Source organism: Propionispira arboris, assembly GCF_900109225.1.
Lineage (GTDB): Bacteria > Bacillota > Negativicutes > Selenomonadales > Selenomonadaceae > Propionispira > Propionispira arboris.
In genome coordinates this window covers 41,749-61,801 of record NZ_FNZK01000012.1, presented here as the reverse complement: position 1 = coordinate 61,801, position 20,053 = coordinate 41,749, and the positions used below count along the sequence as shown (strand labels likewise).

Sequence of the window (20,053 nt, the reverse complement as noted above, 5' to 3'; positions counted from 1 at the left end):
ATGCTATATTATTTTTCTGACAAACCGCCAAATCTTCGATCACGGTTCTGAAAATCAAGTACGGCTTGAAAAAAACAGTCGGGTGTAAAATCTGGCCAATTGACCTTTGTAAACCAAAACTCAGCATAAGCGGCCTGCCATAACAAAAAATTGCTCATGCGCAAGTCGCCGCTGGTGCGAATCACTAAATCAACAGGTACCTGTCCACCCGTATATAAATTATCATCAATTATTTCTTCTGTAATCTCAGTTACAGGTAACTTCTGATCAAGCACTTTTTGCGCTATTATTTTAACAGAACGCGTAATTTCATCGCGGCTGCCATAATTGACAGCAACATTAAATTGAACTCCTGTATTCGACTTGGTACGTGTCTGAGCATTTTCAATCTGACCATACAATGTAGTAGGTAATTCATCAAGTCTTCCCAAAAATTGTATTTTTACATTATCTTCATCCATTTCATTAATTTCGCGTTCCAGGTATTCCGCAAATAACGCCATTAAAAAATCAACTTCTTTATGAGGTCTCTTCCAGTTTTCTGTAGAAAAAGCATATACTGTTAGAACCTTCACATTCAACTTAATGGCCGCCTTCAAAATTTTTTTCAAAGTATCCACACCAGCTTTATGACCAAATGTACGCATGAGACCTTTATTTTGAGCCCATCTGCCATTTCCATCCATGATAATCGCTATATGAGCTGGTAGCCGCTTCTGATCAATTTGGTCATACAAATCTGTTGAAGTTTCTTTTTTTACGGTACCAAATATTTTTTTCCACATAACGTACCTCCAATTATAAAATATAAGAAACAAACCCCCTCTTCTAGCAAGAGGGGGCTTAAATCAAGGAGCTGAAATAGCACCTACCGGGCACACTGCTGCGCAAGCACCACATTCAACACAATCATCAGCTGAAATCTCATAACGAGAATCGCCTTCAGAAATAGCACCCACTGGACATGTTCCAGCACAAGAGCCACAAGAAATACATTCTTCACTTATTGTGTAAGCCATATTAAGACACCTCCTTTCGCATTTTTGCTGCAACAATAAACTGCCATGAGCCGTCTTCGAGTTCTTTTTGACGAACTACATACAAATTATCTTCATCAACTTTGAAAAAATCACGCGTAGGAAGTGTATTTTCAACTGTATATTGACATTTTGCAACTATTAATTCATTTTTTACAACCTCAAATCGGCGTCCCACAGCATTCATTTGGTTATACTTCCATGATTTCTGTTTCTTTAGCTGCACGTATTCGATCAATATCTTTAATGTATTGGTCTACCAATTTCTGCATATCTTCTTGAGCCTTTTTATTTTCATCTTCCGTGATTTCCTTGCTTTTTTCTAATTTTTTAATGGCTTCATTTGCATCACGGCGAATATTGCGAATAGCTATCTTAGCATCTTCGGCTTTTTTATTGACAGACTTCACTAAGTCTGCACGTCTTTCCTGTGTTAATTGCGGAATCGACAGGCGAATTGCCGTACCATCACTATTCGGATTAAGACCAAGATCCGACTTCATAATAGCTTTTTCGATATCATGCAGCAATGTTTTTTCCCACGGTTGAATCACAATCATTCTAGGCTCCGGTACGGACACATTAGCCACCTGATTTACTGGTGTAGGTGTACCATAATAATCGACCATAACACGATCCAATAACGCTGGTGTAGCACGTCCAGCACGAAGTGAACTATATTCACGCTTCAATGACTCCATCGACTTAGTCATACGATCAGTATGAGAAGCAAAAATTTCTTTTACCATTATGCTTTACCTCCTACTGTAGTACCAATATTCTCACCAAGTGCTACTTTTAAAATATTTTTATGATCATCAATATTAAATACTACAATTGGTATATGATTATCCATACATAAACTAGTTGCTGTTGAATCCATCACAGCAAGTCCACGCTGTAACACTTCAATATACTCCAAAGTATCAAATTTCTTCGCATCTGGATTATGATTTGGATCTGAATCATAAACCCCATCCGTATTTTTTTTCGCCATTAAAATTACATCAGCTTCAATTTCAGCGGCACGAAGAGCAGCTGTAGTATCTGTTGAAAAATATGGATTACCCGTTCCAGCTCCAAAAATAACAACTCTGCCTTTTTCCAAATGGCGAATTGCCTTACGTCTGATATAAGGTTCTGCAACCTGTCTCATTTCAATAGCACTTTGCACTCTGGTATCAACATTCAGTTTTTCTAAAGCATCCTGCAATGCCAGTGCATTCATAACCGTTGCAAGCATCCCCATATAATCAGCCGTAGCACGATCCATACCATTTGAACTTCCAGCAAGACCACGCCAAATATTGCCACCGCCAACCACTGCTGCAACATCAATATTTTGCGCTCTAACAGCTTTTATTTGTAATGCAATTGATTCAACCACTGCTGGATTAATACCAAATCCTTGATCGCCGGCGAGAGACTCCCCACTTAATTTCAAAACCACACGTTTATACTTCGCTGTTTCCAAAGACAAAACCTCCATCCAGACTATGTACTACTTTGCTATAGTTCGACAAGAACATCAATATTCCTGTCATTATATATTTTTAAAAAAGAGAACACAAAGTGTTCTCTCTATTATTTAGCTGCAGCCATTACTTCGGCAGCAAAATCATCTGCTTTTTTCTCAATACCTTCGCCTAATTGATATCTGACAAATCTTCTAATGGAGATGTTTTCACCAACTTTAGCAATTTTAGCATTTACTAAAGCACTAATCGTCTGATCAGGGTCTTTAATAAAGCCTTGTTCCATTAAGCAAACTTCTTTATAATATTTTTCAATACGACCTTCAACCATTTTTTCAACGATTTTTTCTGGTTTACCTTCGTTCAAAGCCTGTTCCCTTAACACAACACGTTCATGTTCGATATTGGCTTGATCAACTTCTTCACGACGAATGCAAAGTGGATTTGCCGCTGCAATCTGCATAGCAATATCACGCGCAAAGTCTTTAAATTCATCTGTGTTCGCAACAAAGTCAGTTTCACAATTGATTTCAACAAGAACACCAATTCTTCCACCAGCATGAATATACGAAATAACCGTACCTTCAGCCGCGACACGACTTGCCTTTTTAGCCGCCGCTGCTAACCCTTTTTCACGTAAGAAATCAACTGCTTTATCTCTATCACCATCGGTTTGAGTCAACGCTTTTTTACAATCCATCATACCTGCGCCAGTAAGTTCACGCAGCTCTTTTACCATTGCAGCTGTAATATTTGCCATATGAATCCTCCTATTGACTAAAGGAATGGTAAGGGAAAAAGATCCCTTACCATTCTTTACTTATTTAAAATTATCCAATAAATTATAATTTATTCAGCAGTTTTTTCTGCGATAGCTTTTTCTGCTTCTTCTGCTTCTTCTGCTTCGCCAGCTTCACCTTGACGACCTTCAATAACTGCATCAGCCATTCTAGCCGTAAGAAGTTTCACTGCACGAATTGCATCATCATTACCAGGAATTACATAATCGATTTCATCAGGATCACAATTTGTATCCACGATACCAACAATTGGAATACCTAATTTTTTAGCTTCTGCTACAGCAATTCTTTCTTTACGTGGATCTACGATAAACAAAGCTCCAGGAAGCTTGCTCATAGTTTTGATACCACCCAAAAATTTCTGTAATTTTTCCATTTCATGACGAAGAGCCAAAACTTCTTTTTTCGTCAAAACTTCAAATGTACCGTCTTCTTCCATTGCTTCCAATTGTTTCAAACGAGTAATACGTTTTTGGATTGTCTGGAAGTTTGTGAGCATTCCGCCCAACCATCTTTCATTAACAAAATACATATCAGCTTTGAGAGCTTCGTCTTTTACAGCTTCTTGCGCCTGTTTTTTCGTCCCTACGAAAAGAACAGTTTCGCCTGCTTCAGCGACAGAACGAAGAAAATTATAAGCTTCATCCACTTTTTTTACTGTTTTCTGTAAATCGATAATATAGATACCATTACGTTCTGTAAAGATATACGGAGCCATCTTAGGGTTCCATCTTCTTGTCTGATGTCCGAAATGGACACCTGCTTCCAATAATTGTTTCATTGAAATAACTGCCATATTGGTGCACCTCCTGTTTTTTATTCCTCCGCATTTCTCATCGTTTGTTTTCACCATAGTAGGCACAGTACAAACATCCAAACGCGTGCGTTTTTTACACCGTTTTAAATTATATCATACTTGTTTTATGATTACAATGATTTTTTAAGTGGCCATTCGATTAGATATGCTATTGCTCCTGATCGATAAAAAATAAAGATTAAAATAGAATCTAAATTCATCCAACAAAATAAGCCGCACAAATGCATCCACAATTTGAAACGGCTAAGCAATACTATGTAATATTTTTCTATAGTTAGACTTTTTTTTGCAATTTATACATTTCTCTAATCAAATTAATTGCACCTTTACCAATTCCAGTTTTTTTTGCAATCAATTCAATCGACTCACCCTGTTCCAACATTTCAAATACCATTTTATTTGTTTTAGAAACTTTCAGTTTAACTTGTTTAGGAAAGACTTCTTGTACCGAATCTTCTGCAATCATTTCACCATCGCGTGTGCTTTCTTGCAAAACTTCTTCAAAACTCTTCGTTTGATTTTCTATCGGTTGTGTAACTGTCATGTTTTGCTGAGCGTCCGAGGCCTTGAGTTTTTGATCCAATTGAATTATTTTATCATCCGCTGCCTGAATCAAAAATTCTAAACGATCAATTTGACTGCCAATTCGTTCAATAATTTGATCAGCAGTCTCTTCAAACTGTTGCTGCATCTGAGTTGCGGCCGTCCCAAAATCATCTTTTTCTAATTGTTTATTAAAAAACTGACGACGAATAATAACGACAATCATCACACCGATGATAATCAAAAAACCTATCCATTCTGTAAACATAGTACACCTCTGTTAAATCTAAGACTATTACAATTTTATATCAATCTTGCGACCACGAAATGTGTCGATTGCTAAGGGAATATTTTCCTCGTCTTCCGCTGAGTCACTGGAAGTTTTTGCTTGTTTTTGGCTATTTTGTCCTTGTCTTTTTTGATGTTCTTCGTCTTCTTTAATTTTGCCATCTTCAGCTTTGTCGCGTGATTGAACCTGCATTTGTTTTAAATTTGCTTCCTGCTTTGTTTGCAGCATTCCCATGTCCTGCTGCACAACTTCCTGACGATCCCTATTATGCTGAATGTGAGCAGCATCTGTTGTTTTTGGAACAACAATTTGTAAATTCATCGGCGTGATATTCATTTTTTTCACCATCCAAAAAATTTAAATTTTAAAATCAATAAGCACCGGTCTTAATCGTCGCATCTTCTTCATCTACGTAAAACACGCAGTGCTGAGCTTCGTTTTGAATATTTTTAACCAAAGATCCCATAACCAGTTTTGCCCCAGGATAAATTTTATCCAAAATCCTGATTTTTCCGCTTTTCATAACTTCAAAAGCATTTTGCATCGTAACAAGTTCATCTTCGTACCGTTGCAATTTTCCTGCCAAAGGAAACTGTGACTGAATCAATTGTGCCAATTTTTCTTTTTTATCTTGTGACAATTTACTCTTGTCGACTTGCTGCATAACAGCCAGAGCTTTTTGCACTTTATCCAGCTGTTTTTTTGTATTGCTTATATCTATTTTAACTTTTTGGTATTTTTCCCTTAGCATAGGGTTCACACCAACTTCTAATTTGGTGGCAGTATTCATAGGATTCCCTACACATTTTGCCCTAATTTCTTCACCAGCCGCAATAGAACCGCCATTAATCAGGCCCCGATGCTCTTCTACAAAAATTTTCCCACCAGCACTTAGGTTTGAGTGTAATATTACATCGCCAATATGAATATCTCTTCCAGCAATCATTTTCGCATTTTCGGCAAATGTAGCCCGAATATCTTCCTGCGCCGTTATAACCCCGCGATTCATTCCTTGAACTCCACCAAATACAGTAATATTTTTAGCTTCTACATTTCCACCACTAATCGTGCCGCGAATTTCAACATCGCCATCAGCACGAACTGAAAAACCGGCTTGTACACTACCTTTAATAAGCACACTACCATTAAAATCGATATTGCCTGTTGATAAATCTACGTCGCCTTTAATTTCAATTGTCGGATCTACCATGATTTTATTACCAGTTTCCACAAGCTGCCCATCTAAATCAGCCACAATGATATTTTCATCTACAATTTTTGTGTTTTTCCCATTTGGCAACGGTTTTGGTTTACCGGATTTTGCCGGAACCACCCCTCCCAGAATATCCATTCCCGGAATACCGTGTGTATGAGGAATTCGTTCAGCCAAAATATCTCCCTTTTTAACAACAATAAACCAGTGCAAATTTTTATAATCAACCCGGCTGTATTCCAGATCAGACGGTTTACCGCGATCTGCCATATTATTTTTCTTTTTGATCACAGCATCGATGCCATTAACTGGTGGATTTCCTACCGCTACAATTGCATCGGTTAGAGTTCCCTGCACAAGCTGATTAAGTGCCTCCATCTTTATACCAAAAACAATACCAGCCTTTTGGATGAGTTCCAGTAGCATATTTTTATCTGGTTTCTTTGAATTTTCTTTCATTTCAATACGCATAGAAGCTTCCATTTTATTCTTGCTGATATCAAGCTTGACTTGTGAGTCTGCAAAATCTTCTTTTTCTGCTGCAACAATAGCTTCAGGAAGATTCAACTCTTGGCCAGTTGTTTCACGGATCATTTTGATGAGCATCTGCTCATCAAAATGATCGGCTATTTTAACTGGCAAACTCGAAGCCTCACGAATCGTCTTTGTCAACAATTCTATTTCATAAACTTTAACACCATATGCTTTTAATAATTTTTGAATATCTGTAAGCTCAAACAAAATCTGTGTATCCGAATATGGATACACTGTGAAAAATACACCCATTGGAAAAAATTCAAATAAATAACCCTTCTCTTTGCCACCAACGGAAGCCATCGGCAAACTCATATTTTTCTCGTCCATGAGGATAACCTCCTTTTTAACCTTTTACGCATTAGTAAAATCATTTTTTTGTATAATTTGTTGTTCTTACAAATATACATACTAAGAGTAGCGAGCCATCTGCTCTTATTATAATAAACTAGATTTTATCCTAGATAAATATCCACGTAAACGAAAAACTGCCTTCGTATGAAGCTGCGATATACGTGCTTCAGACAATTTTAAAATTAAACTAATTTCTTTCAATGTTAATTCCTCATAATAATATAAAGAAATTACTAATTTTTCTTTTTCTGGCAGTTTTTCAATAGCCGTTGCTAAACATTGCTGCATTTCTTTATATTCAATGTTTTCAGAAGGGCTGGGAATTCCATTAGAAATTGATTCAAACTGAGCGTATTCTTCTAAAGGAATGACTGTTGCAATATTCAAGTTACTTAATAAATTACTCAAATCAGCGACAGTTATTTCCAATGAACTTGCAATTTCTTGATCGTTTGCTGCCCGGCCTAATTTTGCTTCCAAACTACTGACTGTTTGTTCGTATTTTCGTATTTTTTGACGAAGCGATACCGGCATCCAGTCTTTTGACCGAAGATAATCCAATATAGATCCTCGAATCCTTACGCCTGCATACGTTTCGAATTTATTGCCCCGTACTGGATCATAACGTTCAATTGCATCCAGTAAGCCAAAAAATCCACTACTAATCAAGTCGTCGCGATCTACATGCGACGGTAAGTTAATAGCAATACGACCGGCAATTGTATTTACCAAAGACAAATAATTTTCTACTAACTTTTCCCGAATTTCAGGGCTTCTATTTTTTTGGTAAGCATTCCATAAGAGATCTATATCTACAGCAATTTTTTTTGCATTTGATCCCAACATAAACTATACCTCCACTTACCAATTATCCTCGCGGTGTTGAAACTTGATCTAAATCCTCTTTGGTCAAGGGGGCAAATTCATTGACCGTATCTGTATCCAAAACAGCTTCACTTACTTCTTCTTCTGAATTGGCCAATTTTTGCTGAATGGACGCATCACTATTTTCTACTTGAGCATCTTGCTGCTGCCCCTGGTTTTTTTTGAAAAAATAAGGGACAACATACAGTATAATAAACGATTCCACAAGATACCATAAAACCCCAATAAGAAAAAATGTGATCGCAGTACGATACAATATAACTTCGATTCTAGCCTGATGCAAAATCCCCATAAAGATTACGATCAAGGCCGTAACGGAAGCAAGACCCACAGCAAGCCATATTTTAAACACCATGATCACCTGCTTAAATTTCTTTTTCACCTTTATCAATTGTTTTAATTCGATACACACCCGTGTCTAATTGGAGCTCAACAGTTCGTCCATAGTTACCACCAGTATCATCGGCTATGATTCGAATATTTAAGTCTTTCAATACAACTTTCACTGCTTGTGAATTTCGTTCTCCCACACGCATAATATCCGTCGCATTCGCAAATTTAAACATTTGCGAGCCACCGGCAATTTTAGCTATCACCCGAGAGCGCACAGCACCTAATGCTATGATTTCCTTAAGCATTAATGGTATTCCAGTATCAGCAAATTTAGCTGGGTTTTCATTGGATCGTGCCTGTGTACTATCTGGAAGCATGATATGCAAAAGTCCTCCGACTTTCATGGCTGGATCATATAGCGTAACACCTACACATGACCCCAGTCCATAACTAATGAGCGATGCTGGCGCGCGTCCAACTTTATAATCAGCCATCCCTACCCGTATCAATTCTGACATATTTATTTCACTCCTACCGCGCCCAAAATCGTATCTAATGATCCAGGGTCAGGGACCAAGAAAAAATGCCCTTTTATGCCATCATCTTCTGATAAGAATTCAGTTTCAATAACCAGTGCATGATCTCCCATTTGTCCAAGCTGTACTAATACAACACTCAAAATAGCCCCAGCCATATCCATTGCCAATGCAGGAATTGATGGTAAAAGCGTCAACTTCGTAAAATGTGATAACGCGTTTAAATACGCTCCCGCCAAAATATTCCCGATCTCCATCAAAGCAGATTCATCCATAAAATCCAAAGTTTTGGTAACGCCGCGTTCTTTTCCCATCAGCGTATCGACTAAATAAAATGCACTATCTTTGGGAAGCAAAAAAAGAACGCTTCCTGGTGCTTTCCCATATACTCTTAAAAAAACACCTACGACCATAGCATCAGCGCCACCGACAACATCCGGCACATCCCCAAGTGGTAATATAGCCACTTTAGGCACATTCATATCAATCTTACGATTGATAATTTGGGACAGCGCAGTGGCCGAATTACCGGCCCCTACATTGCCAATTTCCCTGAGTGCATCCAATTGCATCGCTGATAATTTCAATACATCCTCTGACACTATTGACACCTCATTTATTTCATCCTATTTTGATTCTCCAGTCAACCCAACAATCTCATTCAAGTTCAACATGATTACCAACCGATTGTCAAGATTACCGACACCACTAATAAATTTACCATTTTCTTTACTATCTGAGCTATCACTAACTGTTTTTGGTGCATCAATATGATCGATGCCAATCGTCAACACTTCTGTAACCGCATCAACAATCATCCCAATGGAAATTTCTTCAACTTTAACAATAATAATTCTCGTATCTTCAGAATAGTCCCCTTCGGGCAGACCCAAGCGTTTTTTCAGATCAATAACTGGCAAAACACTGCCGCGTAAATTCATGACGCCTTTAAAAAAGTCAGGCGTGAATGGAACACGGGTTATATCAGTCAATCGTTTAATTTCCTGTACATTTAAAATACTTACACCATATTCTTCACGTTTTAACTTAAACGCAACCATCTGGATTTCCTGATTCACAGAATCTGTTTTTTCCATTTTTTCCATAATAGCATCCCTCCTCAACTTATTGCATTAAAGTTCCAACATCCAGAATCAATGCAACTTGTCCGTTGCCTAAAACAGTTGCACCCGAAATCACTTTGAGACCTGATAAAAGCTTACCTAAAGTCTTAATAACAATTTCTTGCTGCCCAATCAGATTGTCGACAATAATCCCTGATTTACGTTCACCCATATGAACAACAACAACAAATAAATCTTCTCCGGATTTTTCTTGTGTCTGTGGAACATTTAATACATTATCCAGCCGAACAATCGGGATGATTTGACCACGCAGCAAAATAACTTCCTTATTTTGTACTGTCTTAATATCATCTGGCGTAATGTTAATCGTACTATCAATCGAACCAAGTGGAATCGCATAAATTTCTTCTTGTACTTTGACCAGCAGTGCTTGGATGATTGCTAGTGTCAATGGTAATTTTATTTTGAAAATACTGCCTTCGTCAATTTTTGTTTCAACATCAATTAAACCACCCAAAGCTTCAATTTTGCTTCTAACAACATCCATACCGACACCACGACCTGATACATCCGTAACAACATCCGCCGTTGAAAAACCTGCTAAAAATACAAGCCGTACAGCTTCTGCATCATCCATAGCATCCGCATCTTCTTGTGTAATCAACCCTTTTTCAGCAGCTTTATTTTTAATGACTGTTGGATTAATCCCTTTACCATCATCCGTTACCATTATAATAACATTATTGCCTTCATGACGTGCAACTAACCCAACTTCACCAACTTTTGGTTTACCTTTCGCTTGACGATCTTCCGGATGTTCAACACCATGATCGAGCGAATTACGAATCAAATGAACCAGCGGATCGCCAATTTCATCGATAACAGTCCGATCCAGCTCAGTTTCTTCTCCCTCAATTGTCAAATTAATTTCTTTATTTAATTCCTTCGCCAAATCACGAACCATCCGAGGAAAACGATTAAAGACCTGACCTACTGGAACCATCCGAACTTTCATAACAACGGACTGCAAATCTGTCGTAACACGATCCATTTGTTCAATTGTTTCTACCAATTCCGTTATACGATGTGTGTTACCAATTTGTTCCAGTCTGGTTTTATTGATTACCAGTTCTCCAACTAAATTCATTAAAGAGTCAAGTTTATCAATATCTACACGTACGGATTGTCCACTTTTTAATTTTTTATCATGAGCTCCATTATTAGAAGAATTTGCTGTCACCTTTTTTTCAGTTGATTTCTCGATTGTTTTCACAGCTGACTTTTCGGGTGCCGGAACAGCAGTAACGGCTTTATCGGCGGAATCTATCGCTGTGGATGAATTAACTTCGATAATTTCCGTAGCAACAGTTTCAATTTCGGAAATAGATAATAAGATATCTTCAATTTTTTTGTCTCCATGCCAGTTAAAAAGACAATATCAAAGCTATGCTCAAATTTTTCTTGTTCAAGATCATCAGCTGGGGGAACCGATTTAACGACTTCGCCCACTTCATCCAGCGCATTCATGACCATATAAGCTCTGGCAGATTTCAAAAGACAGCTTTCTGCTAAAGTAACTGTAATATGGACTGCCTGTAGACCAGATATATGTGCACTGTTAATCACAGCAAGATCCGTTGTATTTAAACTGATCGTATTTTGATTGCTTGTAGTTTGTGCTAAGACCGAAGCTGCAAATGCAGCTGAATCAGCCGGTGATACAGTTGCTGCTTTAGGAGCTGCTTCTCCATTGGCTATTGCATTTAATTTGTTAACCAAAGTAGACACATCAACTTTACCATTTTCTCCACCAGCAACATTTTCAATCATTTGTTCCAGCGTATCCACACATTTAAAAATAGTATCTACAATATCTTCATCGGCTTTCAACTGCTCTTTACGAAGCAAATCCAAAACATTTTCCATCTCATGAGTCAGCTCTGCAATTTCAGTAAACCCCATAGTAGCCGACATACCTTTAATTGTATGAGCACTACGAAAGATTTCATTTAAAACCGCTGCATCCTCAGGGTTATGCTCGAGCTCAAGCAGACAGTCATTCAGTGATTGTAAATGTTCACGAGACTCTTCCAAAAACATTTCCATGTACTGATTTGTGTCCATTTCTATTCCCCCTATTTTCTACTTCATTATTTTTTCACTACATTGACTAACACATCAGCAATTTGATCCACTGGTAATACCTGATCCGCTATACCAAGTTCAACAACAGCTTTTGGCATCCCATAGACTACAGACGTTGTTTCATCTTCAGCGATTATATAACCACCAGTCGATTTTATCTTAGTCATACCTTTGGCACCATCTGATCCCATCCCTGTCAAAATAACCGATACAACCCGATTGCCAAGTTTCGCAACAGAATCAAATAAAATGTCTACAGCCGGTCTATGACTAGATAGTGGTGGGTTTTGATTTAAAGCAATAACCCTTGACCTGCCTTGCAGTTCAACAGTCATGTGATAATTGCCCGGCGCTATATAAACTTTTCCCGGAGCAACGACATCATTATGTTCTGCTTCTTTCACTTCGACATCTGAAAGTGAATTAAGCCGCTCTGCTAAAGATTTTGTAAAACCAGCCGGCATATGCTGGACAATCACTACCCCGCAAGGTAAATCACGAGGTAATTTTGTAATAACCTGCTGCAAAGCTCTTGGTCCTCCTGTAGAAGTACCAATGGCAATTATTTTTTCACCATCCAATCCATTAACACCCTTTTTAAATATATTTACATCAACCGGAAATTTAGTATAAGTTGGATTTGGTGGTTTTAGTACAGTAGCTGGAGGATACAAACGTAAGCTGCTTGCTTGCAAATAATTTCTTACATTTGCCGTCACTGCAGCTCTGCATTTTTCTAAAATCTCAGTTTGAATCTTTGTTATACTCGAAATTGGTCCGGAAACTTTCTCTATAAAATCAACGGCTCCAAGTGACAGAGCTTTAATTGTTGCATCAGTCCCTGTCTTCGTTAAGCTGCTAATCATAACAACTGGAATTCGGCACTCTTTCATCAATATTTCAAGGGCTTCCAATCCATCCATTATCGGCATATTAACATCCATCGTAACTAAATCAGGTTTAAGTTCACGAATCTTTTCAATTGCTTCTTTACCATTGCGAGCTGTATCTATAACCATAAAATCCTTTTGCTGTGTGAATAAATCCGACAATAACTTCCTCATAAAAGCCGAATCATCCGCAATTATCATTTTAATCATTTGCTCACCCCATTTACTCGCTTATACCTTTTGCAATCATTTCTCGTTGTTTTTGAAAAATAAAGCGAATCAAACTCAACTGCGTTTTTTTTGGCAATGATATGAACTTACTGGCTATCCAAAAAACAGGTTCATCAAAACGTGGTTTTTCCGAACGTACCACTTCGCAGCAAGCTTGGACAGAGCCTACAATAGGCAAATCTTCCGTTTTAATCAAGACTTTTGTTCCCTGCGAAATATGGCGATTCATAAAAAATCGAATTCCATTGCCACTAACATCGATACTCTTTGTACGATATGGGGGCATCCAGTCACCACTTTCAACATCTTCCACCTGAACTTGCAGGGGAAAGGTTATCGGAATCCTGACAAATTCTCTCGTTTGATGTTTTTCAATTTTTTGCGGCATAGAAACAATCCATACCGGAATCGGCTCAGATGCTTTATCCTGATATACAGTATTAAATTTATACATGCTGTACTTTGCTGCAACACGTCCTGAGATGGAAGTTCCAGCAAGAGGAATAATGGGTCGCCGCTTTTCGTCCATTGGCATTGCTAAAATTAAATGTTTTTCATCCAAATCTTCAATTCTGCTTGCATAGGACATTTCCGCATCACCCACAAACAAATCCACTTTTTTGCCAATGAGCAATACCTGATTTAATTTCATTTTATCATTTTCACCCACAAGTAAAGACCTCCAAAATACATCTTATTTGCTAGTACTTCTAGCGGGGAAAAACAATAAATTTTTGTAAAAAATTTTTCCAACCTCTAGTAATTGTTATGGTCCCGCCATGAAGTAAACTAATGGCAATCGCCCTAATACATTTCGCTGCAAGGGTATTAGGATAAGAAATCATCAGCGGATTTTGCCTCTTGACTGCATTCATCATGTTTCGATCTTCGTAAATTTCCCCTAAAACTTCAACATCTAAATTAAGAAATCGTCTTGCTGTTTTCACAAGTTTTAGTATTACATCTTTCCCTTCGTATTCATCATACACACGGTTTACAACCAATTTTATATTCCGCTGAGCAGCATAAATACTATAGGCTTTCATGACTGCATATGCATCCGTCATAGCTGTAGGCTCTGGTGTTGTTACCAAAACAACCTCATCCGCTGCCACCAGAAAATCAAGAACATTGTGACCCAGTCCAGCACCGGTATCCACTAAAATGATATCAGCAAATTTATCACAGTCATATAATTTTCCCATTATTTTTTTTCGATCTGTTTCGGACAAATTAGTCAGTTGCTCAATACCGGACCCACCTGAAATAAAATTAACACCATATGGACCCGCCGATAAAACATCCCGTATTGTGATATCATCACGAAGCAGATGCATTAAATTATATTTGGCGACTGCCCCCAGTACAACATCCACATTTGCCATACCAAGATCAGCGTCAATAATTAAAACTTTTTTTCCTATCATCGATAATGAAATCGCTAGATTGACCGTTAAATTGGTTTTACCAACACCGCCTTTGCCACTTGTAACAGCGATAATCCTTGTTTTTTGATCATTTAAATTCAGCTCTGGAATATTTTCAAAAATAGCCTGCTGATTAAAAGACTGTTTACTCTCCACTAATTTTCTGAGCATTGCTGCCTGATCATGCATGCAGTTACCTCAACAATAACTCTGCCAGGCCACGAGAACTAGCAGGAATTATATCATCTGGTACACTCTGCCCATTCGTAAAATAGGATAGTGTAATCGGATATTCATGAATTAAATTAACTACTGTGCCAATACTACTCGTTTCATCTACTTTTGTAAACAAAACTCGATCTGGTGCACACAAAGAAAATTTTCGGATAATATCTACTGCATCTTTATATTTTGTAGTGGCACTAAGCACAAGATGTTTTTCAATATTTGGATCAACAGCCAATAATTCACGCAATTCATTGAGCTGGAAATCATTATGCTGACTGCGACCTGCTGTATCAATTAAAATCAGCTGTTTATCGCGATGTTTGTCTATAGCAGCTTTAAGATCAGTAGGAGAATATACTGTCTCCAGTGTTAAACCTATAATATCGGAATATGTTTTTAATTGTTCTACCGCTGAAATGCGGTATGTATCTGCTGTAATCAATGCAACATTCATTTCTTTTTCTAAGACAAAACGAGCAGCAAGCTTTGCTAAAGTCGTCGTTTTTCCAACACCAGTTGCACCAATCAAAGCAATAATTTTTGTTTTTTGAGGTTTTATGATAATATCGTTGCCAGAATGCATTATACGATCAAAGTATGTCGTTAGGTGTTCTAAAACTTCGGGTGCGTCTTTGTTTTGTAACATTTGTTTTTCTGAAATGCCTTTTAATATATCATGAATAATCGTATCGGCCACTTCATGCTCAGCCAAAATTTCAGGTACGGAAACAAATTGAGACGAATTTATCGGATCTGGCAGGGTCTGTTGCAGCATCATTTTAATCTGACTTAACTCTGCTTCTAACTGTTTGATTTTTTGCTCTTGCAAATCATCGTTCACTGTAGGCAAAAAACCATTTTGCCCTGTATTTTTTTGCAGCTTCGTACTCGGTACAGTTTCGCTGTCCGACATTCGATCAAGATTACCCGCTGATTTATATTGCGTAACGATATTGCGCGGTACAATTGGATCTTGGCTAAAAACTCTATCAGCTTGATTCGTTTCATTACCTGTAAAATTTTTATTTTCTCTTTTCGGTAATGCTTTCCTTGGTACATCATCAACAGCTGCTGTTAACTCAACAATCTCTTTTCCTTTGTACCCCAAAAATCCACCTTTGTGATATTTTTTTGTATGCAGAATTACTGCATCTATTCCCAATTCTGATTTAACTTGAAGCATTGCTGCCTGTATTGTAGCAGCCTTAAACACTTTAATTCGCAATTATATTTTCACCACCCCTAGAACCTGTATCTCTACACTTTGTTCTATTTCTGCATGCGACAATATGATAATACCTGGGACAGATCTTTCAACTAGTTTTCGAAAATACAAGCGTACCGCTGGACTTGTTAAAACAATCGCCTGATAGCCCATACTTGTTAATTTTTGCAATTCTTCATTAAGGGCATTCAGCAGTCGCTTCATACTGTCCGGTTCTAAGTTCACATAAGAACCATGCTCTGTCCGTTGCACAGCTGCGGCAATCATATTTTCCACCTGAGGATCCACCGTAATACAAGGTAAAACATTATTTTGGAGGTTCTGTTGAGTAATCTGACGAGCCAAAGCATGTCTCACATATTCTGTTAAAATGTCAGTGTCTTTCGTTGCTCTGGCATAATCAGCTAAAACTTCTAAAATGGTTGCCATGTCACGAATTGAAACCCTTTCGCTGAGTAAATTTGCCAAGACTTTTTGTATCTCCCCAACCGACATCAAAGTTGGAACAAGTTCTTCTACGACAGAAGCACTTGTTTTCTTAACATTGTCAACCAGATTCTGTGTTTCCTGACGTCCTAAAATTTCATCCGCATGCGATTTGATCACTTCTGTCAAATGCGTTGCCAACACCGAAACCGCATCGACAACCGTATAGCCATTAAGCTCTGCTTGTTCACGCTCGGCCTCTGGTATCCAAAGTGCCGGCAGACCAAATGCTGGCTCAACGGTATCAATTCCGGCAACTTCTTCAAAGACTGTACCTGAATTCATTGCTAAATAGTGATCAAGTAATAATTCTCCCTTAGCTATTTCAATTCCTTTTAATTTTATAATATATGCATTCGGTTTTATTTGAATATTATCCCTGATGCGAATTGTAGGAACGACAAGTCCTAATTCCAGTGCACATTGACGACGAATCATAACAATACGTTCTAATAAATCTCCGCCTTGACCTGTGTCTACTAAAGGAATCAAACTATAGCCGATTTCAAGCTCCATCGGATCAACCTGTAAAAGGGAAATAATGTTTTCTGGTTTTTTAATATCTTCTTTTTCCTGTTCTTCTTTTTGCACAGATTCCGTTTCCACTGATTCTTGCTCTGATTGTCGTAAATTATAAGCAATCACAGCAGCAATAACTGCTAAAGAAAAAAATGGTATTCCAGGTAGTCCTGGCACAATTGCCATAAGTGTAAGAACGCCAGCTATAATAAAGAAAATACGAGAATTTTTAAAAAGCTGTGTAACTAAGTCATGCCCTAAGTTTTCATCTGACGCAGCACGCGTAACAATAATACCAGTAGCTGTTGATACCAAGAGGGCTGGGATTTGATTGACCAGTCCTTCGCCTACCGTCAATAACGTATAAGTCTGCAACGCTTGAGTCACATCTAAATTACGTTGAACCATACCAATAATAAATCCGCCAAGAATATTGATAATAATAATGATGATAGCGGCGACCGCATCCCCCTTGACGAATTTACTGGCACCATCCATGGCACCATAAAAATCAGCTTCACGCTGAATTTTAATACGACGATCTTTTGCTTCAAGATCTGTGATGGCACCTTGATTCAAATCTGCATCAATTGACATCTGCTTACCAGGCATTGCATCCAAAGTAAAACGTGCCGAAACTTCGGCCACACGTTCGGCCCCTTTTGTGATAACGATAAACTGAATAATAATTAAAATAACAAAAATGATAAACCCTATTACAGCATTACCACCAACAACGAAATTACCAAATGACATGATGACTTCGCCAGCATAGCCTTCTAACAAAATCAAACGAGTCGATGATACATTTAATGCTAAACGAAATAATGTTGTAACCAACAATAAAGATGGAAACACGGAAAAATCCAACGGCTCCACATTATAAACAGAAACCATGAGAACAACCAAAGCTAACGTAATATTAAGACATAATAATAAATCCAGTAATATCGTTGGCAACGGAATAATCATCATGATTACAATCATAATAATTGCTAAAGCAATTACTATATCACTGTACTTTTTTATAGCTCCTCCAATTGAAGACGTTTGTACTGTCATCCTGTACGCTCCTTATTTTACTGATTACAAAAAATGTTTAAGCCAATTTTTTATTTTTCAAACGATACACATAAGCTAAGACTTCCGCCACTGATTTATATAAATCTTGCGGTACAACATCGCCTATATCAGCAGTTGCATATAATGCTCTTGCCAGTGGTCTGTTTTCTACAATAACAACCCTGGCTTCTTTGGCAATTTCCTTGATTCTCTGAGCAATCAAATCTTTTCCTTTTGCCACAATAACTGGTGCGGTCATTCCTTGCTCATATTTAAGCGCTACGGCAAAATGTGTAGGGTTTGTGATAATAACATCTGCTTTAGGCACTTCCTGCATCATGCGCTGCATCGCCATTTCGCGCTGTTTCTGCTTGATTTTCCCTTTGATTTGAGGATCTCCTTCTGACTGTTTGTTTTCATCTTTTACATCTTGCTTACTCATTTTCAGTCCCTGCAGATGCTCCCATTTTTGATACATATAATCAATAACAGCTAGCACAAACATAACACCACAAATTTGAAAAGCCAGCGTAAACACGAGATCAGAGGTTAAATGCAAAACAGAGTTAAGATCCGCATAAATTAATTTTGGCAGCTGTGTGATTTCTTTTGCTAAATATCGATAAATAAAAAAACCAACAACAAGAATTTTTAGAATAGACTTTGCTAATTCAACCAGTGATCGTTTCGAAAACATTCGGCCAAATCCAGTAATAGGATTCAATTTTTCCAATTTGAATCCTATAGCCTCTGTAGAAAATATAATACCAACTTGAAAATAATTTATAGTAAGCCCTGTGATTGTAATAACTGCCATAATCGGCAGAGCTGTTTTTGCCAAAACCAATAACATTCCTAAAAATAAATGCATCACAGATTCAACATCTACGGGTTGATCAAGATGACTAAAAATATAAATCATATACCCAACAATTTCATTATAAATCGAACCGCCAAATACTTTAAGGGCCAAAAATCCACTCAAAATAACAAATGTTGAATTAATTTCCTGACTTTTTCCGACCTGCCCTTTGCTTTTAGCATCGGATTGTTTTTTAGCTGTCGGATCTTCTGTTTTCTCACCAGCGAAAAGCTGTAAATCAAATTTTTTATCTATGGATTTATTTGCTACAGGGAAATGCTTATTGCAAAGCTCGTAAAACAAGGAAGATATTCGCATACATTTCATTAAACATCACGCCCAAAAACAAAATATAAAATGGCAAGGCCATCGACAATACAAATAAACCAATGATAATTTTGGCTGGTATCCCTACAACATAAATATTCATTTGCGGCATAGTCCGTGCGAGCACTCCCAAGCCAACATCCGTCAATAAAATCGCAAACAAAACTGGTAAGGCAATCTTCATACCGGTTATGAAAATCCCCCATGTTAAATCGACAATGATAGCTGTCAAACTAAGATTAAAAGTAGCACCTAAAACAGGAACTAAGTTAAAGCTCTCAAACAACCCTGACAAAACTAAATGATGACTATTCGTTACCAAAAAAATAATAAGTCCTAAATTATACTTAAAACTTGCAATCAACGGTATTTGCTGACCGGATGTAGGATCCACCACATTTACAATCGCAAAACCAACCTGCATATCCAATAATTTTCCAGCCATATTAATTGCAGAAAAAATAATCATCGCTGAGAAACCAATGAGCCACCCAACAATCAATTCTGTAATCACAGCAAGGGCATAGCCCAATAAAGTTTCTGGAATCTGCAGGGAACTTTGTGCATCAACAATCGGAAATAAAACTAACGAAATAGCAAAACTCGCACCAACTCGGAGATAAATAGGAATATTTATACTGCCGAAGAAAGGTGCGATCATAAATACGCCGCTGATTCTTGTCAAAATCAAGAAGAATAAACCTACATGATTTTGCATTATATCATACAAATCCAACTTATTTTCCCCTT

The 20,053-nt window shown here is 37.6% G+C and carries 22 protein-coding genes and 1 pseudogene; all 23 read right to left on the bottom strand.

What is annotated here, in order from left to right:
• Positions 1-8 precede the first annotated feature (8 nt).
• On the bottom strand, positions 9-785 hold the full coding sequence (locus BMY14_RS12315) for an undecaprenyl pyrophosphate synthase (protein ID WP_091832213.1): 777 nt from the start codon (positions 783-785) through the stop codon (positions 9-11).
• A gap of 63 nt (positions 786-848) precedes the next feature.
• Positions 849-1,019 carry a DUF362 domain-containing protein gene (locus tag BMY14_RS12310; RefSeq protein ID WP_019553160.1) on the bottom strand — a complete coding sequence of 57 codons (171 nt, stop codon included), beginning with the start codon at positions 1,017-1,019 and terminating at the stop codon, positions 849-851.
• 1 nt (position 1,020) lies between these two features.
• Positions 1,021-1,224: a hypothetical protein gene (locus BMY14_RS12305; protein ID WP_091832210.1), complete on the bottom strand. Its 204-nt coding sequence runs from the start codon at positions 1,222-1,224 to the stop codon at positions 1,021-1,023.
• Between the two features lie 4 nt (positions 1,225-1,228).
• Positions 1,229-1,786 carry a ribosome recycling factor gene (gene frr / locus BMY14_RS12300; protein WP_091832208.1) on the bottom strand — a complete coding sequence of 186 codons (558 nt, stop codon included), beginning with the start codon at positions 1,784-1,786 and terminating at the stop codon, positions 1,229-1,231.
• Positions 1,786-2,526, bottom strand: coding sequence for a UMP kinase (gene pyrH, locus BMY14_RS12295; protein ID WP_051083324.1), 741 nt, complete (start codon positions 2,524-2,526; stop codon positions 1,786-1,788). The genes frr and pyrH overlap by 1 nt, the downstream gene beginning before the upstream one ends.
• A 95-nt stretch (positions 2,527-2,621) precedes the next feature.
• Positions 2,622-3,272 carry a translation elongation factor Ts gene (gene tsf, locus BMY14_RS12290; protein WP_019553164.1) on the bottom strand — a complete coding sequence of 217 codons (651 nt, stop codon included), beginning with the start codon at positions 3,270-3,272 and terminating at the stop codon, positions 2,622-2,624.
• An 89-nt stretch (positions 3,273-3,361) separates the two neighbouring features.
• A complete protein-coding gene (gene rpsB, locus BMY14_RS12285; protein ID WP_091832205.1) occupies positions 3,362-4,108 on the bottom strand; it encodes a 30S ribosomal protein S2 in 747 nt (248 codons plus the stop codon).
• A 295-nt stretch (positions 4,109-4,403) separates the two neighbouring features.
• The gene (locus BMY14_RS12280; protein WP_091832202.1) at positions 4,404-4,940 is read right to left on the bottom strand and encodes a DUF6115 domain-containing protein; all 537 of its coding nucleotides are present in this window, start codon (positions 4,938-4,940) and stop codon (positions 4,404-4,406) included.
• Between the two features lie 27 nt (positions 4,941-4,967).
• Positions 4,968-5,309, bottom strand: a complete 342-nt coding sequence (locus BMY14_RS12275) for a hypothetical protein (protein WP_177177583.1) — start codon at positions 5,307-5,309, stop codon at positions 4,968-4,970.
• Positions 5,310-5,331: 22 nt separating this feature from the next.
• Entirely contained in the window at positions 5,332-7,038 is a 1,707-nt protein-coding gene (locus BMY14_RS12270; protein WP_091832195.1) for a flagellar assembly protein A, read from the bottom strand.
• A gap of 108 nt (positions 7,039-7,146) precedes the next feature.
• On the bottom strand, positions 7,147-7,908 hold the full coding sequence (locus BMY14_RS12265; protein ID WP_019553169.1) for a FliA/WhiG family RNA polymerase sigma factor: 762 nt from the start codon (positions 7,906-7,908) through the stop codon (positions 7,147-7,149).
• Positions 7,909-7,930: 22 nt separating this feature from the next.
• Entirely contained in the window at positions 7,931-8,302 is a 372-nt protein-coding gene (locus BMY14_RS12260; protein ID WP_091832192.1) for a hypothetical protein, read from the bottom strand.
• A 10-nt stretch (positions 8,303-8,312) separates the two neighbouring features.
• On the bottom strand, positions 8,313-8,798 hold the full coding sequence (locus BMY14_RS12255) for a chemotaxis protein CheD (protein ID WP_019553171.1): 486 nt from the start codon (positions 8,796-8,798) through the stop codon (positions 8,313-8,315).
• Between the two features lie 2 nt (positions 8,799-8,800).
• Complete coding sequence (locus BMY14_RS12250) at positions 8,801-9,418, bottom strand: chemotaxis protein CheC (RefSeq protein WP_019553172.1); 618 nt, start codon at positions 9,416-9,418, stop codon at positions 8,801-8,803.
• 24 nt (positions 9,419-9,442) lie between these two features.
• Positions 9,443-9,922, bottom strand: coding sequence for a chemotaxis protein CheW (locus tag BMY14_RS12245; RefSeq protein WP_019553173.1), 480 nt, complete (start codon positions 9,920-9,922; stop codon positions 9,443-9,445).
• Positions 9,923-9,941: 19 nt separating this feature from the next.
• Positions 9,942-12,025 (bottom strand): annotated as a pseudogene (locus BMY14_RS12240) (chemotaxis protein CheW).
• 26 nt (positions 12,026-12,051) lie between these two features.
• On the bottom strand, positions 12,052-13,146 hold the full coding sequence (locus BMY14_RS12235; RefSeq protein WP_091832189.1) for a protein-glutamate methylesterase/protein-glutamine glutaminase: 1,095 nt from the start codon (positions 13,144-13,146) through the stop codon (positions 12,052-12,054).
• A 13-nt stretch (positions 13,147-13,159) separates the two neighbouring features.
• Positions 13,160-13,837: a flagellar brake protein gene (locus BMY14_RS12230; RefSeq protein ID WP_091832186.1), complete on the bottom strand. Its 678-nt coding sequence runs from the start codon at positions 13,835-13,837 to the stop codon at positions 13,160-13,162.
• A 40-nt stretch (positions 13,838-13,877) separates the two neighbouring features.
• Positions 13,878-14,783 carry a MinD/ParA family protein gene (locus BMY14_RS12225; protein WP_091832183.1) on the bottom strand — a complete coding sequence of 302 codons (906 nt, stop codon included), beginning with the start codon at positions 14,781-14,783 and terminating at the stop codon, positions 13,878-13,880.
• Positions 14,784-14,787: 4 nt separating this feature from the next.
• Positions 14,788-16,047 carry a flagellar biosynthesis GTPase FlhF gene (gene flhF, locus BMY14_RS12220; RefSeq protein WP_091832180.1) on the bottom strand — a complete coding sequence of 420 codons (1,260 nt, stop codon included), beginning with the start codon at positions 16,045-16,047 and terminating at the stop codon, positions 14,788-14,790.
• Positions 16,048-18,114, bottom strand: a complete 2,067-nt coding sequence (flhA, locus tag BMY14_RS12215; RefSeq protein WP_091832177.1) for a flagellar biosynthesis protein FlhA — start codon at positions 18,112-18,114, stop codon at positions 16,048-16,050.
• 37 nt (positions 18,115-18,151) lie between these two features.
• Positions 18,152-19,303: a flagellar biosynthesis protein FlhB gene (gene flhB, locus BMY14_RS12210; protein WP_177177582.1), complete on the bottom strand. Its 1,152-nt coding sequence runs from the start codon at positions 19,301-19,303 to the stop codon at positions 18,152-18,154.
• On the bottom strand, positions 19,257-20,039 hold the full coding sequence (fliR, locus tag BMY14_RS12205; protein ID WP_091832174.1) for a flagellar biosynthetic protein FliR: 783 nt from the start codon (positions 20,037-20,039) through the stop codon (positions 19,257-19,259). Before fliR ends, flhB begins: the two co-directional genes overlap by 47 nt.
• Positions 20,040-20,053 lie beyond the last annotated feature (14 nt).